The 23,506-nt window shown below is 73.5% G+C and carries 26 protein-coding genes; 7 read left to right on the top strand and 19 right to left on the bottom strand.

The window, feature by feature from the left end; translation table 11 throughout:
• Nucleotides 1-2 precede the first annotated feature (2 nt).
• Genes IEZ06_RS14085 through IEZ06_RS14100 form a run of 4 tightly spaced genes read right to left on the bottom strand, consistent with a single transcriptional unit; the run spans nt 3 to nt 4,078 of the window.
• Nucleotides 3-1,223 (bottom strand): STM4014 family protein, encoded by a 1,221-nt coding sequence (locus IEZ06_RS14085; protein WP_229798110.1) that lies wholly within the window; start codon nt 1,221-1,223, stop codon nt 3-5.
• Nucleotides 1,220-2,176 carry an STM4015 family protein gene (locus IEZ06_RS14090; RefSeq protein ID WP_307811695.1) on the bottom strand — a complete coding sequence of 319 codons (957 nt, stop codon included), beginning with the start codon at nt 2,174-2,176 and terminating at the stop codon, nt 1,220-1,222. The genes IEZ06_RS14085 and IEZ06_RS14090 overlap by 4 nt, the downstream gene beginning before the upstream one ends.
• A 4-nt stretch (nt 2,177-2,180) precedes the next feature.
• Entirely contained in the window at nt 2,181-3,119 is a 939-nt protein-coding gene (locus tag IEZ06_RS14095) for an STM4015 family protein (protein ID WP_189237197.1), read from the bottom strand.
• Nucleotides 3,120-3,124: 5 nt separating this feature from the next.
• The gene (locus tag IEZ06_RS14100; RefSeq protein ID WP_189237134.1) at nt 3,125-4,078 is read right to left on the bottom strand and encodes an STM4015 family protein; all 954 of its coding nucleotides are present in this window, start codon (nt 4,076-4,078) and stop codon (nt 3,125-3,127) included.
• A 193-nt stretch (nt 4,079-4,271) separates the two neighbouring features.
• Between IEZ06_RS14100 and IEZ06_RS14105 the strand changes: the two genes are divergently transcribed.
• Genes IEZ06_RS14105 through IEZ06_RS14115 form a run of 3 tightly spaced genes read left to right on the top strand, consistent with a single transcriptional unit; the run spans nt 4,272 to nt 6,391 of the window.
• Entirely contained in the window at nt 4,272-5,663 is a 1,392-nt protein-coding gene (locus IEZ06_RS14105) for an MFS transporter (protein ID WP_203871955.1), read from the top strand.
• Between the two features lie 54 nt (nt 5,664-5,717).
• A complete protein-coding gene (locus IEZ06_RS14110; RefSeq protein ID WP_189237135.1) occupies nt 5,718-5,969 on the top strand; it encodes a type II toxin-antitoxin system Phd/YefM family antitoxin in 252 nt (83 codons plus the stop codon).
• Nucleotides 5,969-6,391 carry a type II toxin-antitoxin system VapC family toxin gene (locus IEZ06_RS14115; protein ID WP_189237136.1) on the top strand — a complete coding sequence of 141 codons (423 nt, stop codon included), beginning with the start codon at nt 5,969-5,971 and terminating at the stop codon, nt 6,389-6,391. The genes IEZ06_RS14110 and IEZ06_RS14115 overlap by 1 nt, the downstream gene beginning before the upstream one ends.
• A gap of 46 nt (nt 6,392-6,437) precedes the next feature.
• Here IEZ06_RS14115 and IEZ06_RS14120 read toward each other — a convergent pair whose 3' ends face one another.
• The 6 genes from IEZ06_RS14120 to IEZ06_RS14145 form a co-directional block, all read right to left on the bottom strand.
• Nucleotides 6,438-7,571 carry a Fic family protein gene (locus tag IEZ06_RS14120; RefSeq protein ID WP_189237137.1) on the bottom strand — a complete coding sequence of 378 codons (1,134 nt, stop codon included), beginning with the start codon at nt 7,569-7,571 and terminating at the stop codon, nt 6,438-6,440.
• A gap of 27 nt (nt 7,572-7,598) precedes the next feature.
• The gene (locus IEZ06_RS14125; protein ID WP_203871954.1) at nt 7,599-8,504 is read right to left on the bottom strand and encodes a TetR/AcrR family transcriptional regulator; all 906 of its coding nucleotides are present in this window, start codon (nt 8,502-8,504) and stop codon (nt 7,599-7,601) included.
• A gap of 78 nt (nt 8,505-8,582) precedes the next feature.
• Entirely contained in the window at nt 8,583-9,143 is a 561-nt protein-coding gene (locus IEZ06_RS14130; RefSeq protein ID WP_189237139.1) for a DUF4396 domain-containing protein, read from the bottom strand.
• Between the two features lie 55 nt (nt 9,144-9,198).
• Nucleotides 9,199-9,408, bottom strand: coding sequence for a heavy-metal-associated domain-containing protein (locus tag IEZ06_RS14135; protein WP_189237140.1), 210 nt, complete (start codon nt 9,406-9,408; stop codon nt 9,199-9,201).
• Between the two features lie 46 nt (nt 9,409-9,454).
• Complete coding sequence (locus IEZ06_RS14140; RefSeq protein ID WP_189237141.1) at nt 9,455-9,736, bottom strand: metal-sensitive transcriptional regulator; 282 nt, start codon at nt 9,734-9,736, stop codon at nt 9,455-9,457.
• A 51-nt stretch (nt 9,737-9,787) separates the two neighbouring features.
• The gene (locus IEZ06_RS14145; RefSeq protein WP_189237209.1) at nt 9,788-9,994 is read right to left on the bottom strand and encodes a hypothetical protein; all 207 of its coding nucleotides are present in this window, start codon (nt 9,992-9,994) and stop codon (nt 9,788-9,790) included.
• Between the two features lie 70 nt (nt 9,995-10,064).
• On the opposite strand from IEZ06_RS14145, the gene IEZ06_RS14150 reads away from it, so the two are divergent.
• Nucleotides 10,065-10,601, top strand: coding sequence for a hypothetical protein (locus IEZ06_RS14150; RefSeq protein WP_189237142.1), 537 nt, complete (start codon nt 10,065-10,067; stop codon nt 10,599-10,601).
• Between the two features lie 77 nt (nt 10,602-10,678).
• Here IEZ06_RS14150 and IEZ06_RS14155 read toward each other — a convergent pair whose 3' ends face one another.
• The 3 genes from IEZ06_RS14155 to IEZ06_RS14165 form a co-directional block, all read right to left on the bottom strand.
• A complete protein-coding gene (locus IEZ06_RS14155; RefSeq protein WP_189237210.1) occupies nt 10,679-10,846 on the bottom strand; it encodes a hypothetical protein in 168 nt (55 codons plus the stop codon).
• A 294-nt stretch (nt 10,847-11,140) separates the two neighbouring features.
• Nucleotides 11,141-11,539 (bottom strand): protein kinase family protein, encoded by a 399-nt coding sequence (locus IEZ06_RS14160; RefSeq protein ID WP_189237143.1) that lies wholly within the window; start codon nt 11,537-11,539, stop codon nt 11,141-11,143.
• 334 nt (nt 11,540-11,873) lie between these two features.
• Entirely contained in the window at nt 11,874-13,106 is a 1,233-nt protein-coding gene (locus IEZ06_RS14165; protein WP_189237144.1) for a cytochrome P450, read from the bottom strand.
• A gap of 94 nt (nt 13,107-13,200) precedes the next feature.
• Here IEZ06_RS14165 and IEZ06_RS14170 point away from each other — a divergent pair, with 94 nt between their 5' ends.
• Nucleotides 13,201-14,679: an FG-GAP repeat protein gene (locus IEZ06_RS14170; protein WP_189237145.1), complete on the top strand. Its 1,479-nt coding sequence runs from the start codon at nt 13,201-13,203 to the stop codon at nt 14,677-14,679.
• Here IEZ06_RS14170 and IEZ06_RS14175 read toward each other — a convergent pair.
• The 3 genes from IEZ06_RS14175 to IEZ06_RS14185 form a co-directional block, all read right to left on the bottom strand.
• Nucleotides 14,657-15,229, bottom strand: a complete 573-nt coding sequence (locus IEZ06_RS14175) for a hypothetical protein (protein WP_189237146.1) — start codon at nt 15,227-15,229, stop codon at nt 14,657-14,659. The two genes, IEZ06_RS14170 and IEZ06_RS14175, sit on opposite strands and share 23 nt — an antisense overlap.
• A 210-nt stretch (nt 15,230-15,439) precedes the next feature.
• Nucleotides 15,440-17,017, bottom strand: a complete 1,578-nt coding sequence (locus IEZ06_RS14180) for an alkaline phosphatase D family protein (protein WP_189237147.1) — start codon at nt 17,015-17,017, stop codon at nt 15,440-15,442.
• Nucleotides 17,018-17,227: 210 nt separating this feature from the next.
• Entirely contained in the window at nt 17,228-18,064 is an 837-nt protein-coding gene (locus IEZ06_RS14185; RefSeq protein ID WP_189237148.1) for a hypothetical protein, read from the bottom strand.
• A gap of 201 nt (nt 18,065-18,265) precedes the next feature.
• On the opposite strand from IEZ06_RS14185, the gene arfB reads away from it, so the two are divergent.
• Both arfB and IEZ06_RS14195 read left to right on the top strand, forming a co-directional pair.
• Nucleotides 18,266-18,685 (top strand): alternative ribosome rescue aminoacyl-tRNA hydrolase ArfB, encoded by a 420-nt coding sequence (gene arfB / locus IEZ06_RS14190; RefSeq protein ID WP_189237149.1) that lies wholly within the window; start codon nt 18,266-18,268, stop codon nt 18,683-18,685.
• A gap of 200 nt (nt 18,686-18,885) precedes the next feature.
• Nucleotides 18,886-19,341, top strand: a complete 456-nt coding sequence (locus IEZ06_RS14195) for an NUDIX hydrolase (protein WP_189237150.1) — start codon at nt 18,886-18,888, stop codon at nt 19,339-19,341.
• 84 nt (nt 19,342-19,425) lie between these two features.
• On the opposite strand, the gene IEZ06_RS14200 is transcribed toward IEZ06_RS14195, so the two are convergent.
• From IEZ06_RS14200 to IEZ06_RS14210, 3 genes are all read right to left on the bottom strand, one after another.
• Nucleotides 19,426-20,712 carry a GAF domain-containing sensor histidine kinase gene (locus IEZ06_RS14200; RefSeq protein ID WP_189237151.1) on the bottom strand — a complete coding sequence of 429 codons (1,287 nt, stop codon included), beginning with the start codon at nt 20,710-20,712 and terminating at the stop codon, nt 19,426-19,428.
• A gap of 91 nt (nt 20,713-20,803) precedes the next feature.
• On the bottom strand, nt 20,804-22,555 hold the full coding sequence (locus IEZ06_RS14205) for a SpoIIE family protein phosphatase (protein WP_189237152.1): 1,752 nt from the start codon (nt 22,553-22,555) through the stop codon (nt 20,804-20,806).
• 127 nt (nt 22,556-22,682) lie between these two features.
• On the bottom strand, nt 22,683-23,468 hold the full coding sequence (locus tag IEZ06_RS14210) for an HAD-IIA family hydrolase (RefSeq protein ID WP_203871953.1): 786 nt from the start codon (nt 23,466-23,468) through the stop codon (nt 22,683-22,685).
• Nucleotides 23,469-23,506 lie beyond the last annotated feature (38 nt).

The following is a 23,506-nucleotide window of genomic DNA, read 5'->3' on the forward strand; positions in this document are numbered from 1 at the left end:
CGTCACGTCCCCGCCTCCGCGCCCGCGGCCGCCCGTACAGCCCGCCGCGGGCCCGCCTCAGTCTCCGCGCCCTGGCCCGTTTCCGCTTCCCGGCCCGCCCGGAGGGTCCGCACTCGCGAACCCGCCTCCGCGCCAGGCCCGCGCCATCCGGCGAGGACCGCCCGCACCTGGGCGCCGTAGGTGTCCAGTCCCTCGGCCCCGCTCCCCGGCAGCCCGGTCAGGCCGGGCAGCAGGTCGCCGAAGGCGTTGACCTCCGCCACCGCCACGCTCCGCCAGTCGGTGCCGACCATCACGTCGACCCCGACGGCCGGGCTCCCCGGGAAGCACGCCGCCGCCCGCGCGCACGCGTCGAGCACCCGCGCCCACCCCGGCGCGCCGAGCCGGTCGCGGACCACGTCCAGATCGCCGCGCACCCCGCCCAGGTGCAGGTTCGTCATGGGCGCGCGGCCGGCGCGCACGACCGCGTGCGTGGGCACGCCGTCCACGACCACCACCCTCAGGTCGAACGTGAGCCCGCCCACGCCCGCCTTGGGGAACCAGCGCTCGACGTGGAGCCCGTCCTGCGCCAGCCGGTCGACGATCACCGCCAGCTCGGCCTCCCGGTCGTAGGAGCGCACCCGGAGCGAGTTGTACAGCCCACCGCCGGACAGCTCCACCGACGTCACCGCCCTGACCCGGCTCCCGGCGGCGTGCAGGGCGATGACCCCGGAGGCCGAGGAGCCGTGCGCGGGCTTGACGAACACCCGGCCCCATCCGGCCTCGTCCAGCTGCCGCCGCAGACAGGCGTAGCCCTCGACCGGTCCGGGCAACGCGGGCGGCACCGGCACCCCGGCCACCGCCAGCCGGGCGTGGCAGAGCCGCTTGTCGAACATCACCGCGATCTCATCGGGGTCGGCCAGCAGCACCGCGCCGGGCGTGCGCCGTACGGCCTCGCGGACCCGTGCCGTCCCGGCGGTGAGGGAGGCGTGCCAGCGCGCGCCGCCGCCCACCCGGGACGGCTCGCCGGGCCCGCGCAGCAGCGCGTCGGCCCCGGGATCCTCTCCGGGCGAGTCGATCCGGACGAGCGTCCCGGGCTCCAGCCGGATCTCCTCGCCGCGCAGCACGGAGGTCCACGGGACCACCGCGGGCGGGCGCAGGCCGTACCGGGCGCAGGCGTCGGCGAACATCGTCACCCGCCGGTCGCCGGGCGTGCCGACGACCGCCAGGGCCGGGCCGCCGCTCACTCCGACACCGCCACGTAGCGGCCGTCCGGGTCGAAGTCGTACGGCTTGCGCGCTTCGCCCAGGAGCACGGCGGTCCTCGGCAGCGCCCCGGCGAGCCGTTCCGCCATGGACGGGCTGACGTAGTGGTGGCGCAGGTCGAGCGTGCGCAGGTGCGTCAGCGGCTGGCCGGTCAGCAGCGCCTCCGCCCCGGCGTCCGACAGGGTCCCCATCGACAGCGCCAGCGACTCCAGCCGCGCCACCACCGGCGCCGACGCCACCGCCGCCGCGATCTCGTCCTGGATCTCGCTGTCCTGCAGCCCCAGGTGCCGCAGCGCCGGCAGCCGGTCCCCCGACAGGATGCCCTCCAGGTCGGCCACCGTGGCGTCGCCGCCGTAGTCGGAGACGCCGAGCCACAGCTCCAGGTGCTCCAGCGCGGGCAAGTCCGACCCGCCGACGGCGCGGACCACGGCCCCGTCGAGTCCGCCGGACTCCACGCGCAGCGCTCTCAGCGAATCATGCGCGAGCGGGCGGAGTCCGAGACCCTCGCCTCCCCTGACCTCGAGCACCTCCAGCCGCGGGAAGGCCCCCAGCAGGGGCGTCAGGTCCCCCTGGCGGATCCAGGAGATCTCGGCCTCGTCGGAGGGGATGTCGCCCAGCGCGATGAGCCGCAGGTTCGGGAAGCGGTCGGCGACCTGGGTGAGCAGGCCGATCGGTTCCTCCGCCGAGTCCTCCCAGGAGGAGCCCCAGCAGCCGAGGACCAGCTCACGGACGGTCTCGGTGTCCACGCTCTCGACGAAACCGGCGAAGTAGCCCTCGTAGCTCACGTCCCGGCCGCTGTGCACGTAGTTGTGCCAGAGGCGCCACGCCTCCGCCCGCAGCGGCCCGTCACCGGGCCCGTCGGAGTGCGCGAAGGTCGACATGGGGAGGCTCGCGAAACGGCTGAGGCCTTCGTCCGGATTTCTCAGAAGACTCACCGGGTCACTCTCCCACCGCCACATAGCGCCGCTCGTTGCCGGCGCCCTCCCGCTCGAACAGCTCGACCGCGACCCCCGGCAGCGCCTTGCGGACCCGCTCGGCCATCCCGTCACTCAGGAAGTTGTGGTTCAGGTCCAGCCGCTTCAGGTGCGTCAGCGGCTGGCCGTTCAGCAGCGCCTCCGCCCCGGCGTCCGACAGGGCGCCCATCGACAGCGCCAGCGACTCCAGCCGCGCCACCACCGGCGCCGACGCCACCGCCGCCGCGACCTCGTCCTGGATCTCGCTGTCCTGCAGCCCCAGGTGCCGCAGCGCCGGCAGCCCTTCCCCCGACAGGATGCCCGCCAGGTCCTCCACCGCGGCGTCGCCGCCGTACCGGGAGACGCCGAGCCACAGCTCCAGGTGCTCCAGGGCGGGGAGCTCGCACGCCCCCACCGCCTGGACGGCCCGTGCGGGCAGGCCGCCGCTCTCGAAGCGCAGGACCCTCAGGAACTCGTGCCGGACCGGCCGCAGCCGCAGGCCGCTGCCTCCCCTGACCTCCAGCACCTCCAGCTTCGGGAACGCCTCCAGCAGCGGCGTGACGTCGCTCTGCTCGATCCAGGAGATCTCACACTCGTCGGAGGGGATGTCGCCCAGCGCGATCACCCGCAGGGCGGGGAAGCGCTCCGCCGCCTCGGCGAGCATCCGAACGGCCTGCTCCGAGGAGGCGTGCGGGGATCCCCACATCTGGAAGACCAGCTCGCGGACCACCGTGGTGTCCACGTCCGCCAGGAACCTGGTGAAGTAGTCCTCGAAAGGCTCCTCACCGTCGTAGTACTCGTTCAGCCAGAGCGACCACGCCTGCGCACGCGGCAGCGGCTCGTCCTCGTCCTCCTCCACGTCGGCGAGGCAGGGGAACCCCTCCGGAGGCAGGGTGCCGAATCTGCTGAGACCGCCCCTCACCATCCCGGTCACTCGCCCACGGCGACGTAGCGCCACTCGTCGTCGGGGTCCTCCCGCTCGGTCAGGTCGATCTCGACCTCCGGCAGCGCCTTGCGGATCCGCTCGGCCATCGCGTCGCTCAGGAAGTGGTGGTGCAGGTCCAGCCGCTTCAGATGGGTCAGCGGCTGGCCCGTCAGCAGCGCCTCGGCCCCGGTGTCGGTCAGCACGCCCATCGACTGGGCGAGCGACTCCAGCCGCGCCACCACCGGCGCCGACGCCACCGCCGCCGCGACCTCGTCCTGGATCTCGCTGTCCTGCAGCCCCAGGTGCCGCAGCGCGGGCAGCCGGTCCCCCGACAGGATGCCCTCCAGGTCGGCGACCGTGGCGTCGCCGCCGTAGTGGGAGACGCCGAGCCACAACTCCAGATGCTCCAGCGCGGGGAACTCACAGGCGCCCACCGCGCGCACCACCCCGGCGGGCAGCCCGCCGGTCTCGAACCGGAGGATCCGCAGGGCCCCGTGCCGGACCGGCCGCAGCTCCAGCCCGCTCCCGCCGCGCACCTCCAGACGCTCCAGCAGCGGGAACGCCTCCAGCAGCGGAGTGACGTCGCTCTGCTGGATCCAGGAGATCTCGCACTCCTCCGAGTGCATCGCGCCGAGGAAGAGCGAGCGCAGCGCCGGGAACCGCGCCGCGTTGCCGGTGAGCAGCCGGACGACCGCGGAGCTGTCGTCGTCGTAGGCGTCCGCCCATCCGCCGATGATCATCGCTTTGACCTGCGTGGTGTCCACCTTCGCCAGGAAGCGGGCGAACCGCTCCTCGAAGGTCTCCTCGGGGTCGTAGGTCTCCACCGCGATCCGCCACGCCACCCGGTCGGCGGCGGGAAGCTCCCCGCCGTCCTGCTCGGGCGCGTGCGCGATCGGCAGTCCGGCGTAGACCCCCTCGGAGAGGTTGCCGACGCTGTCGTTGAACTCGCTGTGGTCCATCCGGGGCTCCTGTCAGGCGGAACGCGACGGACCCGTCCTACCAGAGATCGCCGACACTTCCCGCATCGCGGGGCACGACCGCGCGGCGGGGAATCAGGCGGTGCGGCCCGTTGTTCGCACGTTCCTGGAACGCGCCCCGCCGTCCGGCCGAGAACCCGGCGGGCGGAGCGGGCCGCGACGGACACCGAGGACGATGATCGAAATGGACGACGGCCGCATCCGGTTCGCCTCGCCCGCCGGGCGGTGGGTCCTGCTGGCCACCGTGCTCGGTTCGGGCATCGCCCTGCTGGACGGCACGGTCGTCAACGTGGCGCTGCCCGCGCTCGGCGCCGACCTGGACGGCGGCATGGCGGGGCTGCAGTGGACGGTCAACGCCTACACGCTCACGCTCGCCGGCCTCATCCTGCTCGGCGGCGCGCTCGGCGACCGGTACGGCAGGCGCCGGGTCTTCCTCGCCGGCGTGGTCTGGTTCGCCCTGGCCTCGGCCCTGTGCGGGCTGGCTCCGAACCTGGAGACGCTCGTCGCGGCGCGGGCGCTGCAGGGCGTCGGCGGGGCGCTGCTCACCCCGGGCTCCCTGGCGATCATCCAGGCGTCCTTCGAGCCCGGGGACCGGCCCCGGGCGATCGGCGCCTGGTCCGGCCTGGGCGGGGTGGCCGCGGCGGTCGGGCCGCTGCTCGGCGGCTGGCTGGTGGACACGGCGGGCTGGCGGTGGGTGTTCCTGATCAACCTGCCGGTGGCCGCGCTCGTGGTGGCGGTCACCGTACGGCACGTGCCGGAGAGCAGGGACACCTCGGCCGGCGGGCGGTTCGACGTGCTCGGGGCGGTGCTGGCCGCCGCGGCGCTGGCCGGGATCACCTACGGTCTCATCGGCCTGCTCCCGCTCCCGCTGATCCTCGGCGCCGCACTGGGCGCGGCGTTCGCCTGGCTGCAGGTCCGGCGCTCACCGGAGGCGCTGGTGCCGGTCGGGGTGTTCGCCTCCCGGGTGTTCACCGCCGTCAACGCCGTCACGTTCGTCATGTACGCCGCGATGGGCGTGGTGTTCTTCCTGCTGGTGGTCCAGCTCCAGGTCTCCTCGGGCTTCTCCCCGCTGCTCGCCGGGTCGGCGATGATCCCGGTGACGGTGCTGATGCTGCTGCTGTCGTCGCGCGCGGGCGAGCTGGCCAGGCGGATCGGGCCGCGGCTCCCGATGACCGCGGGCATCCTGCTCTGCGCCGCCGCGCTGCTCTGGATGGCCCGGATCGGCGAGGGCTCCGGTTACGCGGTGGACGTGCTGCTGCCGGTGTCCCTGTTCGGCCTGGGCCTGTCGGCGGCGGTCGCACCGCTCACCGCCACGGTGCTGGCCGCCGCCGAGGAGCGCTACGCCGGGGTGGCCAGCGGCGTCAACAACGCCGTGGCCCGCACCGGCAGCCTGCTCGCGGTGGCCGCGATCCCGCCGCTGGCCGGGCTGACCGGGGACGCCTTCACCTCCCCGGCCGCCTTCACGGCGGGCTTCCGCACGGCGATGCTGATCGGCGCGGCGATGATGGCGGTCTCGGCACTGGCCGCCTTCGTCACCGTCCGGGAGAACGTGCTGACCACCTCGTAGCCCGGGTCTTGACCGTATAGTCTAGGTCTAGACAGACTAGACAGGAGTCGGCTCATGACCGCATGGCAGGTCCAGGAAGCGAAACAGCGCTTCAGCGAGGTCGTGCGGCGCGCGACGGACGAGGGGCCGCAGATCGTCACCCGGCACGGGGAAGAGGTGGCCGTCGTCATCGACGTCGCCGAATACCGCCGGCTCAAAGGCGACGCCCCCGACTTCGCACGCTTCCTCCTCACCAGGCCCGACTGGGACGACGACGTCGAGTTCCCGCGCAGCCGGGACCTGCCCCGAGATGTGGACTTCGGCTGATGAGCACCGGTTATCTACTCGACACGAACGTGGTGTCCGAGGCGCGCAAGCGGAACGGAAGCCCTCAGGTCAAGGACTGGATCGGCACCGCCCATGGACCGACGCTCCATCTCAGCAGCCTGACCGTCGGCGAGATCCGCTGCGGAGTGGAGCGCCGCAGGCGCAGCGACCCCGCCCAGGCAGCCGTGCTGGAACGCTGGCTGCACGACCTTCATCGGTGGTTCGTCGACCGCATCGCTCCCGTCACGTCGGAGGTGGCCGAGGAGTGGGGACGGCTGAACGCCTTACGTCCGCTTCCGACCGCGGACGGCCTGATCGCCGCGACGGCCCGGGTGAACGGCTGGACGCTCGTGAGCCGGAACGTCAAGGACTTCGAGGGCACGAGGGTGTCCGTCGTGAACCCGTTCGAGTTGTACGGCTGACGCCGGGAGCCGGGGCCAGAAGAGCCTGCCGGGCGAGGGCGGCGGGCTACTCCCGCCGGTAGGGGTCGCGGAGGGGGACCAGCCGGGCGGCGAAGTCGGCCTTGATCACCTCCATCCTCGGGCCGGGGGCGTAGAACCGGCCCTTGGTCTCGCCGTACGGCCGCAGCCAGCCCTTGGCCGTCAGCTCGCGCAGGTCACGGGCGGCCTGGCCCTGGCTGAGCGACTCGTCCGCCTGGTACATGGTCCGGCGCAGCCGCCGGTTGACGAAGACCTCGTACAGCGCCGAGACGCAGCGGGTGTGCAGGCCGTCGGCGTCGACCCCCTCCTCCAGCACGGTCCACACCTCGCCGGCCTCGCGCAGCCGCTGCCGGACCTTCTGCGCCTGCATGTGGTGGCAGCGGAGGTTGAACCTGACCCAGGGGAGTGTGTCGCCGTGCGGGCTCCACCGCTTCCCGCCGACCTCGCCGAGCACGTTGTAGTAGTCGTACGTCGTACGGCCCTGCCCGAGCGACTCCTCGATCGAGGCGAACTCGGGGGTGAGGATGCGGTCGCGGCCGAGCACCAGGGTCTGCAGCGCCCGGGAGCCCCGGCCGTTGCCGTCCCGCCACGGGTGGATCTTCACCAGGTTGAAGTGGGCCATGGCCGCGCGGACGTAGCAGGGGGCGTCCAGGTCGCCCGTGTTGAGCCAGTCGAGCAGCTCGTCGAGGAGGCCGGGCACCGTCTCCACGGCCGGCCCCTCGTAGACGACCTCGCCCGTGCCGGAGTCGCTGATGAAGATCGCGCCCGGCCGGACCGTGCCCGGCGACTTGTCCCGGTGGTGGCCGATCATCATGAAGTTCAGCGCGTGCAGCAGGCCCGCGTCGTAGCGGAAGACCGCGGCCCGCGACAGCAGCTGGATGTAGGTCATCGCCTGCTGGTATCCGGCGATCTCCCTGGTCACCGCCGGGGAGGCGTCCAGCGGCTCCTCCCCCGCCATGATCGAGCCGATGTCCTCGGCGCTGGCCTGGTAGCCCTCGATCGCGTTGGACCCCTGGATGGCCAGCGCCTGCAGGTGCCTGCGGAGCTGGCCGTCCCAGCGGTGCGTCTCGGCGAGCCGGTGCCGCAGGTCGGTGCGCATGTCCTCGATCTCGGCGAGGACCTTCTCGTCCGCCGCGTCCAGGGCGGGTGTGCCGTACAGCATGCCGCCATGACAGCATGAGCAGATCATTCAGTCAAATGAATTGATTATTTGTTTATGAATGTACGGTTCACCGGAAACGTCCCGGCCGAATCCCCGGAAACGGAACGGCCGCCGTTGACAACGATGATCTTCGGGGTGAAAGTGACGGAACGTGCGTCTACGAGAGGCGGATCCGGTGCGGTCGTCCCGGTGGATCATGTCGGTGCCCCGGCCACCGCCGAGGAGTGCGACCGCATGCTGGCCCGGCTGAACGCCTACGACAAGGCGTGCCACGAACTGTCCGGACCCGTGTTCGACCACGCCGACAGCGAGAGCACGGCCCGTGACGTCGAGGCGATCCGCGCCGCGCTGGGCGAACGGACGATCTCCCTGTACACGCTGTCGTACAGGACCCTGCTCGGCCAGCGGTACGCCGAGATCTTCCCCCACCGGCTGCGCGCACTGGTGCTGGAGGGGAACCTGGACCACAGCCTCCGCCGGCCGGTGGACTTCCTGACGACCAGGGCCCGCACCGCGGAGCGGACGTTCCGGATGTTCGCGGACTGGTGCCGCGGACCGGGCTCCGGCTGCGCCCTCGGCGGGCAGGATCCGGTGGACGTGCTCGACGGGCTGATCGCCCGGGCCGAGCGCGGGAAGATCCACGAGCCGGGCGTCCCCGCCTTCGTGCTCACGCCCGAGTGGCTGGCGGCCATGATCGGTTTCTACGCGGCGGACCAGTCGCTGTGGCCCGCGCTCAGCGACTACCTCGTCGCCCTGCGCGACCAGACCGCGGTGGTCGGCGACCTCGTCGAGGTTGCCGAACAGGACGTCCTGCCGGCCGGTGAAGTGGGAGTAGAAGGTGGAGCGGCCGATGTCGGCACGGTTGATCAGGTCGGTGACGGTGACCGCGCCGTAGCCCTTGTCCAGGATCAGCTCGACCAGCGCGTCCTGCACGGCGCGCCGGGTGCGGCGTACGCGGCGGTCGGGCCGGGCCATGGGAGCTCTCCGTCTCTGTGCGCGGTGGCGCGGGTGTCAGTGGTGGTAGGCGTGGACGACGGCGTGGCCCCCGCCCCGGCCGATGATCCATTTGTTGACCGGGGTGGTGACGAGGAAGGCCACCAGGAAGGCGAGGGCGAGGGCGCCCCAGAACAGGCCGGTGGTCAGGCCGGCGTCCATGGCGCCGGGGACGGCGAGCATGACGCCGTTGTCGACGATCTCCATGACGATGATGGAGACGGTGTCGGCGGCCAGGGCGAGCTTGATCGCGGTGCCCCAGGCCACCCCGGCGCGGCGCAGCGGGATCAGGGTGAGCAGGTAGCCGAAGAAGAAGGCCAGGGCGACGGCCAGGATGATGGTGGGGGCGGTGGTCCAGCCCAGCGCGGTACCGATGACCAGGCCGAGGACCTCGCCGACGGCGCAGCCGGTGAGGCAGTGCAGGGTGGCCGAGGCGGCCATCCGCCAGGTCGTCTTCGAGGTGTTCCCTGCGTGTCCTTCGTAGGCGGCATGCGACTGATGATCGTGCCCGCGGTGGTCGGCACGCCCACCGCCGGTCCCCTGCTGCCCGTGTGCGGTGTGGTGGGGCGGTTCGGACATCTCATTTCCTTTGTCATCCAGCCGAGGACATAGGCCCCGAGGTTTGCGGGGGTGTTCACGGCGGCGTCACCACTTCGTATCCGGCCTCCGCGACGGCGGCCGCGATCGCGGCGGCGTCGATCGGGCCGTCGCCGTCCACGCTCACCCGGCCGGTGGCCAGATCGACGTCGACACCGGTGACGCCGGGGACGGCGCCGATCTCTTCGGTGACGGAGCTGACGCAGTGGCCGCAGGTCATCCCGGCGACGGTGTAGGTGACGGTCATGATGATCACTCCTTGTCGTTGCTGATTGATCCGGTGGTCAGGGCGGTCAGGAGCGCACCAGGCGGGCGATGGCGTCGGAGGCCTCCTTGACCTTGGCCTCGGCCTCGGCGCCGCCCCTGGCGGTGGCGTCGGCCACGCAGTGCGCCATGTGCTCCTCCAGCAGCGCCAGGGCGAAGGACTGCAGGGCCCGGTTGGCCGCCGAGACCTGGGTCAGGATGTCGATGCAGTACTGGTCCTCGTCGACCATCCGCTGCAGGCCGCGCACCTGGCCCTCGATACGGCGCAGCCGCTTGAGGTGGTCCTGCTTGTCGTGGCTGTATCCCGCCATGTCCCCGCCTTCCGGTCGTCGTGGTCGCACCTCTCATAACACAATACCCCCCTACCGTATTTCGATTCTCGTGGACTCGTTTGACGCAGCCGGCCGGTCGGCGCCGGAGGAGGTGGCGATCGCGGTCATGACCGCCAGTCCGAGCGCGGAGCCGACCTGGTAGGTGGTGTTCGGCGAGATCACCCGCACAGCCGCAAAGGTCTGCCTGGTCAGCCACAGGACCAACGCGATCTTCAGGTGCCACACCGACGCGATCAACGCCTCCACCATCGCCGACCGGACGCGGCCGTGACGAAACCGTCGCCGTGCCCCGTTAGAGTCGCCCGGCGTGACACGACGATCTCGGATGCTGTGGGCCGCCGCCCTGCTGTGGGCGACGGCTCCGGTCGCCTACCTGGTCTGGCTGGAGCTGCAAGAACTGCTGACCCCGCCGACTCCCCCGGCTCCCCCGGGAGAGTACGACGGGGACATCTACGGGATGGTCCAGCTCTTCTCCGGCGGCCGCCTCCTGAAAGCTCTCGTACTGATCCGCCAGGTGCAGTTCACCGGGATCTTCGGTGTCGCGCCGTACGTGCTGCTCGGGCTGGGGATGCGCCTGCTCGGCGCCCGGCTGGGCCGGCCGCGGACCGGCCGGGTCGCCGCCGGACTCCTCGCGGCCGTCCTGGTCCCGATGTACAGCCTGCATCTCGTGCTCTTCCTGGTGGAGGGGTCGGCGGAGTCCATGGACGGGGGACCGCAGTGGCCTGTCTTCTCCGCGGTCGGCGGGGACCTCTACCAACTCCCCGCGGTGGTCCTGATGGTGCTCGCGCTCCGTTCCGACCGTTCCGGGCGGCGGGAAACCTTGCACCTGCCGAAGAGGTCCTGATCGCGGGCTCGATCACATCGCGGGATCGGCCCCGCCGACCGGACCGGGTCACCGGCCCGGCCCTCCTCGGGGGTGGGCTACTCGAAGGAGCGGTTGTTGTCCTGGCTGTCCTCGGCGTACCTGCCGAGAGTCACCTCGGGTACAGCGCCGACGACGACGGCGGCGGCCACGCCGCCGCGCAGCGCGCGTTCACGCAGGCGCTGCGCCTGTCCAAGGCCGCCGGGGACCGCTTGTACGGAGCGCACGTGCTGGCCGACCTCGCCACACAAGCGATCTTCCTGAATTCGAGCAGCGGCCGCGACTCCAGGACTGCCGGTCGTAGGCCTGGGTCAGACGGTGGCCGGCACCCCGGCCGCGCGGCCGGGGTGCTGCTGCCTCGTCGTCGGCGGCCGCGGCGCGGTGTGCGGTAAGCGCGGTCTGCTCGGCGGGTGTCAGCACGCTCAGCCGGGCCCGCTCCCCGTAGGGGACGAAGTCCAGGGCGAGACGGCGCGCGACGTAGTCGGTGATCGATGCCGTTGTGGGGATCTCCGGGTCGTTGGTCATGCCGCGCTGGTCGTCCGCCGCCGCCGTCTACGGGCGGGCGGTGAACGCGGCCCGCACCTGGTCGCGGTGGGCCGTCCACCAGTGCAGCAGCGGCCGTCGACGGCGGCGACCAGGTCGCCGGAGACGGTCGACCGCGGCGGGCACACCGGCAGCCCGGCGGCGGCCAGTGCCTGCAGGACGGTCAGGCTCCTGCGGGCCTTCGCCACGGGCACGTCCGCGATCTCCTTGAGCGCGAACACGCCCTCCGGCGTCTCGATGCGCCAGTTGCGGTTCATCATCCCCGCCGGCAGGAACACCGCCCCGCTGGGTGTTCCCACGTCGAACGCCGCCGCGACCCGTGTGATCTCGTCGGCGGGGAGCGCGGCCCGCGCCGACGCCTGTGCGTGTGCAGTCACGTTGCGGAGGCTACGTCACCGCTGCCGGCTTGTCCGGCCGACCGCGAGACCCCGTCTCGCGGCTACCGGTCTTGGCCGAGGCGAGCTGCACGGTCAGCGGGTCGCCTCCGGGCCCGGTGACGGCGAGTCGGCCAAGGCCGTCTCCGAATGGCTCGGACACCACAGCGCGGCGTTCGCCCTGCCGACGTACGCCCACCTGATGCCGGCGTCCGAGCATCGGATGAAGAGCACCATCGACGCCGCGCTGCGGCGGCCCGTGTCTGCGGCTGACGGCCCAGCAGCGGCCCAAGAAGGTGAGCCATAGCCGTTTACGCAGCTGAAACCATGTGTCCGTTCAGAAGGTGAACCTCTGGCTCCGCACGCTGTTGTCGAAGTTCGACAGCAGCAGCTCCGGCTCGCCCACCGACCGCACGTCCGGCAGCCGGGTGAACAGCTCGCGGAACATCGTCCGGATCTCCTGGCGGGCGAGGTTGGCCCCCAGGCAGAAGTGCGGGCCCGGGCCGCCGAAGCCCACATGTCCCTTGGCCTCGCGGGTGATGTCGAACCGGTCGGCGTCGGGGAAGACCGTCTCGTCGCGGTTGGCCGAGCCGTAGAAGAGCACGACCTTGTCGCCCGGCTTCAGGTGCAGGCCGCGCAGGTCGTAGTCCTCGGTGACGGTCCGGCGGAACTGCATGATGGGCGAGACGTAGCGGACCATCTCCTCGATCGCGCCGCCGATGCGGCCGTCGAAGTCCTCGCAGAGCAGCCGCCGCTGCTCGGGGTTGTCGGTGAGCAGCTTGATGCCGTGCGCCATGGTGTTGCGCGCCGTCTCGTTGCCGGCGACGAGCAGCAGCGCGAAGAACGAGCCGAGCTCGCGGTCGGTCAGCCGCTCCCCGTCGACGTTGGCGGTGACCAGCGCCGAGACCAGGTCGTCGCGGGGCTGCTCGGCCCGCTCCCGGCCCAGGCCGATCACCATGCGCTGCAGGGCGAGCAGGGCCAGCATGTTGCCCACGGCCATCCGCACGGTCCGGGCGAGGCTGGGCCGTACGCCGGTGTAGGCGGTGGAGACGTCCACGTGCCGGTGGACCTGCTCGCGCAGGTCGTCCGGGACGCCCATCATGTCGCAGATGACATGGATCGGCAGCCGGGCGGCCACCTGCTCGACGAAGTCGCCGCCCGGGCCCGCCGCCACGGCGTCGTCGACGATCCGGGCGCAGGCCTTCTCGATGTCGCCCTGCAGGTTGGCGAGCATCTTCGGGCTGAACGCGCGTGAGACGATCCGGCGCAGCCGGGCGTGGCGGGGGTCATCCATGTTGACCATCGACTCGCCGAACACGTGCTTGACCCAGCCCGGCGGCTCGGGGCTGCTCGCCGCCGGCTCGCTGGAGAACACCTTGGCGTTGCGGCTGGCCTCCACGACGTCGGCGTGGCGCACCAGCGCGTAGAACCCGCTGCCGGACCGGAGCAGCGGCACCCGCTTCTCGGTGAAGAACACCGGCCGCTCCAGCTCTCTCAGCCTCGCGAACGCCTCGTGCCGCTCCTTCATCGGACGGCGCCAGAACCCCAGATCAGCCAGGTCGATGTCCATCTGCTCATCCTGGCACGCGCTCTACCGAAACCGGCCACATATCGTTCACGTGGCGGAGGGAGGGGAGTCCGAAACGCCGGAGAACATCCCGGTTATGAGAGCAATGCTCCTCGCCTCCGCCGCTCTGGCCACCGCCCTCGCCTCCCCCGCCGCCCCGGCCCTCCCCGCCTCCCCGGTTCCCGCCCCGGGGCCTTCCACCGGAACGGTCTCCGCCCCGGTCGCGGCGGCGGGTTTGCGGGCGTGCTCCGGCGTGCCCTCCGACTTCGACGGCGACGGCCGCGCCGACCTCGCGGTCGCCGCGCCGTACGCGGAGGTGGGCGGCCACGCCCGCGCGGGCTCCGTCACGGTCCTGTACGGCATGCGCACCGAGCGGCGGCTCACCCAGGACGACCCCGGGGTGCCGGGGGAGGCCGAGACCGGCGACGCGTTCGGCTCGGCGCTGGCGGTCGGCGACTTCGACGGCGACCGCTGCGCGGACCTGGCCGTCGGGGTGTCGGAGGAGGACCGGCCGGGGCCGGGCTCCGACGGCAGGGGCGTGGTCCAGCTCTTCCGCGGCTCGCCCGGCGGACTGCGGCCCGGCGCGGTGCTCGACGCCGGGGAACTGGGGCGCGGGCGCGGGCCCGACCGGTTCGGCGCGGCGCTGACCGCCGGGGACCTGGACGGGGACGGCGACGACGAGCTGGTGATCGGGATCCCCGGGCTGGGCGGGGGCGCCGTCGGGGTGCACGGGACCGAGGGCCGCAGGCCGTACGTCGTCACGCAGCGGACCCGCTGGGTGGGGCAGCGGGAGCGGAAGACCGACCAGTTCGGGTCGGTGCTCGCGACCGGCGACTTCGACGGCGACGGCCGGGCCGAGATCGCGGTGGGCGCGCCCGCCGACAGCCTCCGCAAGAGCGGGGAGGGCTCGGTCACCGTGCTCGACGTGCGGCGGCGCAAGGCCCTGCGCCTCACCCAGGACAGTCCGGGCGTCGCCGGCGCCGCCGAGCCCTGGGACGCCTTCGGCGCCGCGCTGGCGACGGGGGACTTCGACGCCGACGGCCGCGCCGACCTGGCCGTCGGAGTGCCGGGTGAGGGCCTGACCGCGAACCAGCGGGCGATGGACTACGGCGACGGGACCGTGATGACCGTCCACGGGTCGGCGCGGGGACTGCGGACCGCGGCCTCCGAGGCCTGGTCCCAGCGGGGGCTCGACGGCGTGCCGCGCTACTTCGACCGGTTCGGCGCGGCGCTGGCCGCCGGGGACCTCAACGGGGACGGCGACGACGAGCTGGCGATCGGGGCACCGGGGGAGAACGCCGTCCAGGTGCTCGCCGGGACCCGGTCCGGCGGCCTGACGAAGCGGAACGACCTGCTGGTCACCGGTCGCGGAGGCGACTTCGGCGCGGCGCTGGCCATCGTGCCCGGGCGGGGCCTGGTCGTGGCGGCGCCGGCCTCGGGCCGGCTCGTCCTGCTGCGCGGAGGCGCGCGGGAGGGGGCGCATCCGGGGGTGCGCCCGGCGACGGCGCGGACTCTCGCCACCGGCGCCGGGAGCGCCCTGTTCGGCTACGCGCTCAGAGGATCCGGGTCCCGGTGAGCTTCTTGAAGCGGATCGCGCGGAACAGCCGGTTCCGGTCGGCGTCGTGGTCCGCGGTGTAGGCGACCCCGAACTTCGGGACGTACCTGCCGCGCTTGGCGGGGCGCAGCCAGGCGCGGACCGTCACCGAGGTGGTGTCGCCGTCGTCGAGCGAGGTGATCCAGCAGTTCAGGGTCCGGCCTCTGGTCTTGCAGCTGATGCTGCGCGGCTTGGCGACCACCTTGATCCGCCGGGTCCCGGACGGGAAGCTCCCGCCGAGCAGGGCGTAGGCCTGGCCCCGGTAACCGCCCTTGTTGGTCACCTTGACCCGGTAGGTCACGTAACCGCCCCGGCGGACGTACTTGTCGTAGCGGACCGAGGCGGTGAACCGCGGCTTGGCGGCCGCCGAGGCGCCGGAGGTCCCGGCGGCCGCGGTGAGCACCGGGGCCACGGCGGTCACGGAGGCCGAGGGAGCGGCCGGGCCCGCGGCCGCGGCGGGGGTCTGGAGGAGGGTGCCGCCCAGCGCGGCGGCCAGGGCCGCGGCGGTGAACCTCGTAACAGGGTGACTCATATGGCCCATTTTCCAGCAAATCGCGCGATTTTCCCCCTACTCGGCCGGTCCAGTCGCCCGACCCGGCCGGCCGCGCCACCCGGTCGTCCTCCGGGCGGGGCCCCTGTGCCTGATCGGGCACCCGCCCGGACCGAGCGCCGCCTGATCGGGCCCCGCATGGTCGGCGGCCCGTCCGGACCGGCTCCCCGCATGGTCGGCGGCCCGTCCGGGTCAGCGGGAGTCGAGCGTCCGCTCCCCCGCCGGGACGGTGAAGCGGGCGCCCGTCCTCGCGGGGGCCCCGCGGCGGCTGATGTACTCCAGCACGCGGAAGTCCGCCCTGAGCTCCTCCTCGGTCAGCCGGCAGAGGAGGTAGCCGCGCCGCTGGTCCAGGTAGGAGATGTGCGGGTTCTCCGCCACGATCTCGGCGACCCGGCTCTCGTCCCGGTAGCCGTCGCCGTCGCTGGAGACCGAGGAGGTGACCAGCTCCACCGCCACCTTCTCCGCGTCCGGGTCGTCGAAGTCGAGCGTGAGGTCGGCGGCGTGGTGCATGTGCGCGTCACCGGTCAGCACGACCGGGTTGGCCGCGCCGGAGTCGCGCAGGCCGGTCAGCAGGCGGGTGCGCTCGGCGGCGTAGCCGTCCCAGGAGTCCAGGTTGACCTCGCTGCCGGGACCGGTCCGGTGGTCGCGCTGGGCCATCAGGATCTGCTGGCCGATCAGGTTCCAGCGGGCGGTCGAGGCGGCGAGCCCGCCGAGCAGCCAGTCGCGCTGGTCGGCGCCGAGCAGGGTGCGCTCCGGGGAGAGCCGGTCGTCGCAGCCGGCCCGGACACCGTCCTCGCACGCCTGGTCGTCGCGGAACTGCCGGGTGTCGAGCAGGTGGAAGCGGGCCAGCGGGCCCCAGTCCACCCGCCGGTGCACCCGCATCGACGCGCCGCCGGGGACGCTGGAGCGGCGCAGCGGCATGTTCTCGTAGTAGGCCGTGAAGGCGGCGGCCCGGCGCCGCGCGAACGCCGGGGCACCGGTGCTGGACACCCCGGCGGCCCAGTTGTTCTCGATCTCGTGGTCGTCGAAGGCGACCAGCCAGGGCGCGGCCGCGTGCGCGGCCTGCAGGTCGCGGTCGCTCTTGTACTGCGCGTGCCGCATCCGGTAGTCGGCCAGGGTTTCGCACTTGCCCGGCGTGTGCTCCCGGACGCCGCCGCCGAGCGCGGTGTACCCCTGCGGCCCGTACTCGTACATGTAGTCGCCCAGGTGGACCACGAGCTCGGGCTCGGACTCGGCGAGCCTGCGGTAGGCCGTGTAGTAGCCGTGCTCGTAGTGCGCGCAGGCGGCGACGGCGAAGGTGAGCCCGGCCCCCCGCGCCGCCGACGCCGACGGGGCGGTACGGGTGCGGCCGACCGGCGACAGGTGGCCGCCGGCGCGGAAGCGGTAGAAGTACTCCCGGCCGGGCTCCAGCCCGTCCAGCTCCACGTGGACGCTGTGCGCCCGCCTCCGGCGCGCGGTCTCGGTGCCCGAGCGCACGATCTCGGCGAACCGCTCGTCGGCGGCCACCTGCCACCGCACGTCCACGTCCCGGCCCGGCATCCCCCCGTGGCCGTCCCCGCTCAGCGGATCGGTCGCCAGCCGGGTCCACAGCACGAACCCGCCGGGCGACGGGTCCCCGGAGGCGACCCCCAGGGTGAACGGGTCCCGGGCCAGGGCCCCGGACCGCGCCGGCGGGGCGGCCGCCGAGGCGGGCCCGGCCCCGGCGAGCAACAGGCCGCCGGCACCCGCGGCGGCGGACAGGAACGCTCTGCGTGACGGCTTCTGCTCCACGCCACCAGTGCAGCCGCCCCGCCTGTCCCCGCCGTGACCTGCACGTCAAGGCGGGGTGAACAGCCGTCGGACGGCCGGGCGCGCCTTCCCCGCCGGGGTGGACGCCCCGGGGCCGGCGGGCGGCCCGCTTCCCTGCCGGAAGGTGAACACTCCCGCCGGGACGGGCGCCGGGCCCCACCGGGAGGGGGACCCGCACCCGCGGCCCCACCGTCAGGACAGGTACGGCCTCAGGTGCTCGCCCAGCGCCCCGCAGCCCAGGTACTTCTCCACGGTGTGGAAGTCGAGCCGGTCGAGGTCGACCAGGACCTCCCGGTCGACCCCGGTGAAGCACGACCGCAGGGCGGGCGGGATCGCGGCGATGTCGTGCCGGTCGGCGATGTTGACCCACCGCCGCACCTGGCGGGGCCGCTCGCCCCGGCCGTTCACCGGGGCCGGCAGCAGGCGCTCGAAGACCACGTCGCGCATGCCCAGCGGGCTGCCGAGGGTGATCAGCAGCTCGACCTCCAGGTCGGGGTGGGCCCAGAGCGTCTCGTAGGCCACCACGCTGCCGAGGGAGTGCGCGATGACCACCTTCGGGCGGTTGCGCCGGATCACCTCGGCCACCGCCGCCCGCGCACCGGCCCTCGCCTCGCCCCCGGCCGCGAGATAGGCCGCCACCTCGGGGGCGAAGAGCGCGGCGAACCGCGCCGCCTGGTCCGGCATGCGCTCCAGCACCCAGCCCGCCACCAGGTGCAGCGCGCCGGTCAGCCCCTCGCCGACCGCGTCGAGCTGACGCGCCCAGGCGACCAGCACCTCCTGCTCCCCCGCCGCCATGCTCCGCACCGTGCGGGGGTCTCCGTCCTGCTTGTGCTCGCCGAGCAGGTGGGCGTAGTAGGCGATCTCGGTGACGTAGCGCTCCCCCGCGTGCGGCGCCCCGGCGGCGAGCCCCCGGTGCAGGTAGCGGTCCCATTTGGCACGCATCGCCGCCTCCGCCCCGGCGACAGAGTTCCCCGCCTCGCGGTAGTACCGGTACTTCCCGATCCCGTGCACGCCCACGATCGCACCCACGCGCCCTCGCCCCTCATCTACCGACATGTACGGCTTGCGTACCGGCCATCACTGTGGCGGAAGGAACCGGGCGCCACAAGACCGGCGCGGGCGGCCATCGGCCGATGGGAAAGGGGCGAACGGGGCATAAACCGGTTGATCGACGGGTGTGCCCCCTCGCTACGCTGGACACGCACCCCCTGCCCGAAGGAGTCGTCCGCCATGCCCGGTCCGCTTCAGATCAGCGGCTCGGTCTCCGTTCCCGAGTCCGAGCTCCACTGGCGTTTCTCGCGTTCCTCGGGCCCCGGCGGCCAGGGGGTCAACACCACCGACAGCCGCGTCGAGCTCAGCTTCGACCTGGCCGCCACCGAGTCCCTCCCCCCGCTGCTCAAGACCCGCGCACTGGAGCGCCTCGCCTCCCGGCTGACCGGCGGCGTCGTCACCATCGCCGCCTCGGAGTTCCGCTCCCAGCTGCGCAACCGCGAGGCGGCCGAGATGCGCCTGGCGCAGCTCCTGCGCGAGGCCGTCGCCCCGCCCCCGAAGAAGCGCCGCCCCACCAAGCCGAGCAGGGGCGCCGTCGAGCGCCGCATCGCCGCCAAGAAGCACCGCTCCGACCTCAAGCGGCTCCGCCGCGACGTCTGAGGCGCCTTTCGACCCCGCCGCGACGTCCGCGGCCCGCGCCGTCCTCCCGCGGGGGTTCGCTCGACCCGGCTCGCTCGACCCGGCTCCTCGACCGGGCCCGTTTGACCGGAGCTTCTGAGCGGGCCTTTCGACCGGGCCTTGTCCCGGTGTTCGACTCCCCGGGGGAGACCCCCGCGGGAGCGGATGCGAGAATCCGGAAGATGCCGCCCGTTCCCAGTGTCCGCGCCGTCCTCCTCGACGACGACCGGCTCGTGCTGTTCCGGCGCACCGTGCCCGGCAAGGAGCTGTACTGGTCCGCCCCCGGCGGCCACGTCGAGCCCGAGGACGCCTCCCTGGAGCACACCCTCCACCGCGAGCTCCTGGAGGAGCTCGGCGCCACCGTCTCGGCCGTCACCCCGCTGACCACCCTGCGCTGCCCGCGCGAGGAAGGTGTCAAGCTCCAGCACGTGTACGGCTGCCGCCTGGTCTCCATGGACCCCGCCCTGCGCTGCGGCCCGGAGTTCGCCGACCCCGCCCGCGGCGTCTACGAGGTGGTGCGGGTCCCCCTCGACCCCGGCGAGATCAGCGCCCTCAACCTCGTCCCCCGGGAGCTGGGCGACTATCTCGCCGGCGCCGTCACCCGGCTGCCCGATCTGATCTCGGGCTGCCCGACCTGATCTCTGGCTGCCCGGGCCCGCCCCGGCCGGTCCGGGCGGCGCGCCGAGCCGCCGGCCGGTCGGCGGAGGCATCCAGGCCGCCGGTCAGTCCGGAGAGGGAGCCGAGGGCGGGACGGGCAGCGTGACGCGTACGGAGGTGCCCTTCCCCGGCTCGCTGTCGATGCGGATGCTGCCCCCGTGCAGCTGGATGATCTTGTCGACGAGGGGCAGGCCCATCCCGGTGCCGCCGGTCAGCTCCTCGGCCTGCTGCGTCCGGTAGAAGTCCTCGAAGACCCGCTCCACCTCGCCGGGCGGGATGCCGATCCCGGTGTCGCGGATCCGGATGCGGCGCGCGGGGTCGGCGGTCACGGTTACCTCGATCGTGCCGCCGTCCGGGGTGTACTTGACCGCGTTCTCCAGCAGGTGGTCCAGCGCGTGCTGGAGCCGCCGGGCGTCGGCCCAGGCCGTCATCGAGGGCGGGGCCTCCAGCCGCAGGGTGTGGCCCCGTCTCTCGGCCTCGGCGGCGGCGTCGCCGACCGCGCGGCGGACGACGGCGACCAGGTCGATCCGTTCGGGGGTGAAGACAGCGGTGCGGGCGTTCAGGCTGGACATCAGCAGCAGCTCGTCGATCAGTCCCAGGATGTGCTCGCTGTTGCGCTCGATCACCTGCAGGAAGCGGTGCTCGGTGGCCTCGTCCAGCCCGCCCTCCCGCACCAGCTGCAGGTAGCCGCGGATCGAGGTCAGCGGGGTGCGCAGCTCGTGGTTGACGGTGCGCAGGAACTGGTCCTTGAGGTCCTGCAGGCCGTGGATGATCTGGTCGGACTTGCGGGCGTAGCGGTACGTCTTCAGCAACACGGTGGCGACGGCCGTCAGGCTGCGCAGGATCCGGTGCTGCTCGTCGGAGAGGCGGCGGGGGCGGTGGTCCATCACGCAGAACACGCCCAGGACGTTCCCCGACCGGCCGATCATCGGCACCCCCGCGTAGAAGCGCACCCCCGGCTCCCCGGTCACCGCGGGATCGTCGCGGAAGCGCGGGTCGTCGCGGGCGTCGGGGACCTCCAGCAGCTCGCGGCCCTGGACGGTGCAGGGGAAGAACGACAGCGCGTGCTCGTCCAGGGCCTCCGTGCCGGCGCCGGCGCGGCCGGTGAGCCGCCGGTCGCCGGTCCCGATCACGCTGACCAGCGCGATCGGGGTCTCGCAGGCCAGTGCGGCCGAGGTGGCGAGGGCGGAGAAATCCGGCTCCATGAGGACCGTGGGAGCCGGAGGGGAGGCGGCCTCCCGCCACTCGCCCGGCCCCTGGTCGTCCGTCACGACGCGGCTGCCGCCCAGCCGCTTGCGGTCCTCCTCCCGGAGGTGCTCCGCCCCCTCGGCGGGGTCCCGTGCCTCCGTCATCACGGCCCCGCCCCGCCCGCGTCCCCCGGACCGGCCGGGACCGTGGCGCCGGGCCGGTGCCCGGCGCGGGCGGCTCCGCCGTACGGGGCGGTCATGCGTCCTCACCGGGACCGGGCACCCGCAGGGCGAGCAGGGCGATGTCGTCGACGCCGCCGGGCGGCGCGCCCTCCAGCAGCTCGTCGCAGAATCCCTCCACCGAGCGGCGGGCCAGCGCCGCGGCGCGGCGGCGCAGCCGGTCCAGGCCGGCGTCCAGTCCGGTCCCCGGCGCGTGGACGAGACCGTCGGTGTACAGCAGCACGGTGCTGCGCGCCGGCAGCGGCTCGATCGCGTCGTGGCGGTCGCCGACGTCGTGCCACTCGGCTCCGACCAGCACGTTCTGCGCAGACTCCAGGTAGCGGGCGCGGCCGTCCTCGGTGACCAGCAGGGGCGGCGGGTGGCCGGCGCTGGTCCAGTGCAGCTGCCAGGGGCCTTCCTCCGGGCCTTCGATCCGGGCCATGACCAGGGTGGCCAGGGTGGGGTCCCCGACGGCGAGCACCGCGTTCTCCAGGCGGTCCACGATGAGGCTGGGAGGCTCCACCCGGTCCCAGGCGATGGACCGCAGCATGTTGCTCATCTGCGCCATCCGCGCGACGGCCTGCACGTCGTGGCCGGCCACGTCGCCGACGACCAGCGCGGTCGCGCCGTCGGCCAGCGTCAGCACGTCGTACCAGTCGCCTCCGGCCGCCGAGCCCTCCGGCGCCGGCCGGTAGCGGGCCGCCAGGCCCAACCGGCCCGCCTGCGGCAGCGGGGGCAGCAGATGGCGCTGCATGGTCTCGGCGACCTCGCGCTGCCGGTCGGACAGGAGGACGCCGTCCACCGCCAGCCCGGCGCGCCGGCCGAGGTCCTCGACCAGCGCCAGCTCGGCGGCGTCGAAGGGACGGGCCGGGTCGGTGCGCGCCACGGTCAGCGCGCCCAGGGTCCGCCGGGCCGTGCGCAGCGGTGCGATGATCACCGACGTGGCGCCGAAGGCGGAGACCAGCTCGCGGTGGGCGGCCGCCAGCGGCTCGTCGTCGCAGGCGGCGAGGTCGTCGGGACCGAGCAGCAGGGCCTCGCCGCCGCGCAGGACGCGGGCCAGCGGCGCGCCGGAGGAGTCGGTGACCGGCGGCAGCGGCCCCTCCCAGGCGGGGTCTCCGGAGTAGCCCTCGGGCGCGACGACCACGACCCGGCGGAGCTCCTCGGAGCCGGTGCGCAGGTCCACCGCCGCCCATTCGGCCAGCCGCGGCACGATCAGGCGGCCCAGCCGGCGCAGCGCCTCGTCCGCCTCCGGCGTCCGGGCCAGCATCGCGCCGGCCTCGGTGGCCGCCGCCAGCCGGTCGGCGAGCCGTTCCAGCGCCGCCAGCCGGTCGGCCCGGCGCCTGGCGGCCTCCAGGTGCTCGGTGGCGTCGGTGAAGAGCACGGCCGCGGCGCGGATCCGGCCGTCCCGCAGGACCGGCGAGACCGACCAGGACACCGGCAGCAGGTGCCCGTCGCCGCACAGGAAGCGGGCGCACCCGCCCCGGACGGCGAGACCGTGCTCCAGCACCGGCCACAGGCTGCACGCCGAGCGGGGGATCACCGAGCCGTCGGCGGCCCGGTGCAGCAGATCGTGGGCGTCCGCCCCCAGCAGCGTCTCCGCCGGGCGGCCCAGCAGCTCGGCGGCCCGCGGGTTGACCGCGCTGATGCGCCCGTCGCGGTCGGTGAGGTAGAGGCCCTCGCCCAGCCCGGCGAAGACCGCCTGCAGCAGCGCCCCGCCGGGCAGCACTCCAGCGGGCGGTCCGGCGCCGTCCCCGGTCCCGCTCCCCGTCCCGGTCCGCTCGATCGTCACCTCACTGGTCTTCCCAGCCAGGCCGCCCGGAATCCCTCCTGGTCACGCCCGTCCGGCCCGCTCCGCCGGCCCGTCCGGCCCCGGCGCGGCCCCGCCCTCCCGCCGCCCCGCGGTCAGCCGCGGGAGCTCACTCGACCGCGTCGATGAGGTCGGCGACCGACTCCACCACCTGGGACGGGCGGAACGGGTAGCGGTCGATCTGCTCCCGGGCCATCACCCCGGTGAGCACCAGGATGGTGTGGAGCCCGGCCTCCATGCCGGAGACGATGTCGGTGTCCATCCGGTCGCCGATCATCGCGGTGGTCTCGCTGTGCCCGTCGATGGCCCGCAGCGCGCTGCGCATCATCATCGGGTTCGGCTTGCCCACGAAGTACGGCTCGACGCCGGTCGCCTTGGTGATCATCGCCGCGACCGCGCCGCAGGCGGGCAGGGAGCCCTCGATGGAGGGGCCGACCGGGTCGGGGTTGGTGGCGATGAAGCGGGCCCCGCCCTCGATCAGCCGGATCGCCCGCGTTATCTGGGTGAAGCTGTAGGTGCGGGTCTCGCCCAGGACCACGTAGTCCGGGTCGAGGTCGGTCAGGACGTAGCCGATCTCGTGCAGGGCGGTGGTGAGCCCGGCCTCGCCGACCACGTAGGCGGAGCCGCCGGGCCGCTGGTCGGCGAGGAACCGGGCGGTGGCCAGCGCCGAGGTCCAGATGGACTCGGCCGGGATCTCCAGGCCCGCGGCGCGCAGCCGTACGGCCAGGTCGCGCGGGGTGTAGATGGAGTTGTTGGTGAGCACCATGAACCGGCGGCCCGTCTCGCGCAGGCGGCGGATGAACTCGTCGGCCCCCGGCACCGGGTGACCCTCGTGGACGAGCACCCCGTCCATGTCCGACAGCCAGCACTCGATCGGCTTCCGCACGTCCAGCATGATCTGATGTCACCCGCTTTTCGGTCCTATATTCGGTC

The organism is Planomonospora antibiotica, assembly GCF_014647955.1.
GTDB classification, from domain to species: domain Bacteria; phylum Actinomycetota; class Actinomycetes; order Streptosporangiales; family Streptosporangiaceae; genus Planomonospora; species Planomonospora parontospora.

Bases quoted from the DNA above. Each gene is read 5' to 3' on its own strand.
- IEZ06_RS14095 (WP_189237197.1), bottom strand. From the start codon at position 3,119: ATGGTGAGGGGCGGTCTCAGCAGATTCGGCACCCTGCCTCCGGAGGGG.
- IEZ06_RS14100 (WP_189237134.1), bottom strand. From the start codon at position 4,078: ATGGACCACAGCGAGTTCAACGACAGCGTCGGCAACCTCTCCGAGGGG.
- IEZ06_RS14105 (WP_203871955.1), top strand. From the start codon at position 4,272: ATGATCGAAATGGACGACGGCCGCATCCGGTTCGCCTCGCCCGCCGGG.
- IEZ06_RS14110 (WP_189237135.1), top strand. From the start codon at position 5,718: ATGACCGCATGGCAGGTCCAGGAAGCGAAACAGCGCTTCAGCGAGGTC.
- IEZ06_RS14115 (WP_189237136.1), top strand. From the start codon at position 5,969: ATGAGCACCGGTTATCTACTCGACACGAACGTGGTGTCCGAGGCGCGC.
- IEZ06_RS14120 (WP_189237137.1), bottom strand. From the start codon at position 7,571: ATGCTGTACGGCACACCCGCCCTGGACGCGGCGGACGAGAAGGTCCTC.
- IEZ06_RS14130 (WP_189237139.1), bottom strand. From the start codon at position 9,143: ATGTCCGAACCGCCCCACCACACCGCACACGGGCAGCAGGGGACCGGC.
- IEZ06_RS14135 (WP_189237140.1), bottom strand. From the start codon at position 9,408: ATGACCGTCACCTACACCGTCGCCGGGATGACCTGCGGCCACTGCGTC.
- IEZ06_RS14140 (WP_189237141.1), bottom strand. From the start codon at position 9,736: ATGGCGGGATACAGCCACGACAAGCAGGACCACCTCAAGCGGCTGCGC.
- IEZ06_RS14165 (WP_189237144.1), bottom strand. From the start codon at position 13,106: ATGGACATCGACCTGGCTGATCTGGGGTTCTGGCGCCGTCCGATGAAG.
- IEZ06_RS14170 (WP_189237145.1), top strand. From the start codon at position 13,201: ATGAGAGCAATGCTCCTCGCCTCCGCCGCTCTGGCCACCGCCCTCGCC.
- IEZ06_RS14175 (WP_189237146.1), bottom strand. From the start codon at position 15,229: ATGAGTCACCCTGTTACGAGGTTCACCGCCGCGGCCCTGGCCGCCGCG.
- arfB (WP_189237149.1), top strand. From the start codon at position 18,266: ATGCCCGGTCCGCTTCAGATCAGCGGCTCGGTCTCCGTTCCCGAGTCC.
- IEZ06_RS14195 (WP_189237150.1), top strand. From the start codon at position 18,886: ATGCCGCCCGTTCCCAGTGTCCGCGCCGTCCTCCTCGACGACGACCGG.
- IEZ06_RS14200 (WP_189237151.1), bottom strand. From the start codon at position 20,712: ATGACGGAGGCACGGGACCCCGCCGAGGGGGCGGAGCACCTCCGGGAG.
- IEZ06_RS14210 (WP_203871953.1), bottom strand. From the start codon at position 23,468: ATGCTGGACGTGCGGAAGCCGATCGAGTGCTGGCTGTCGGACATGGAC.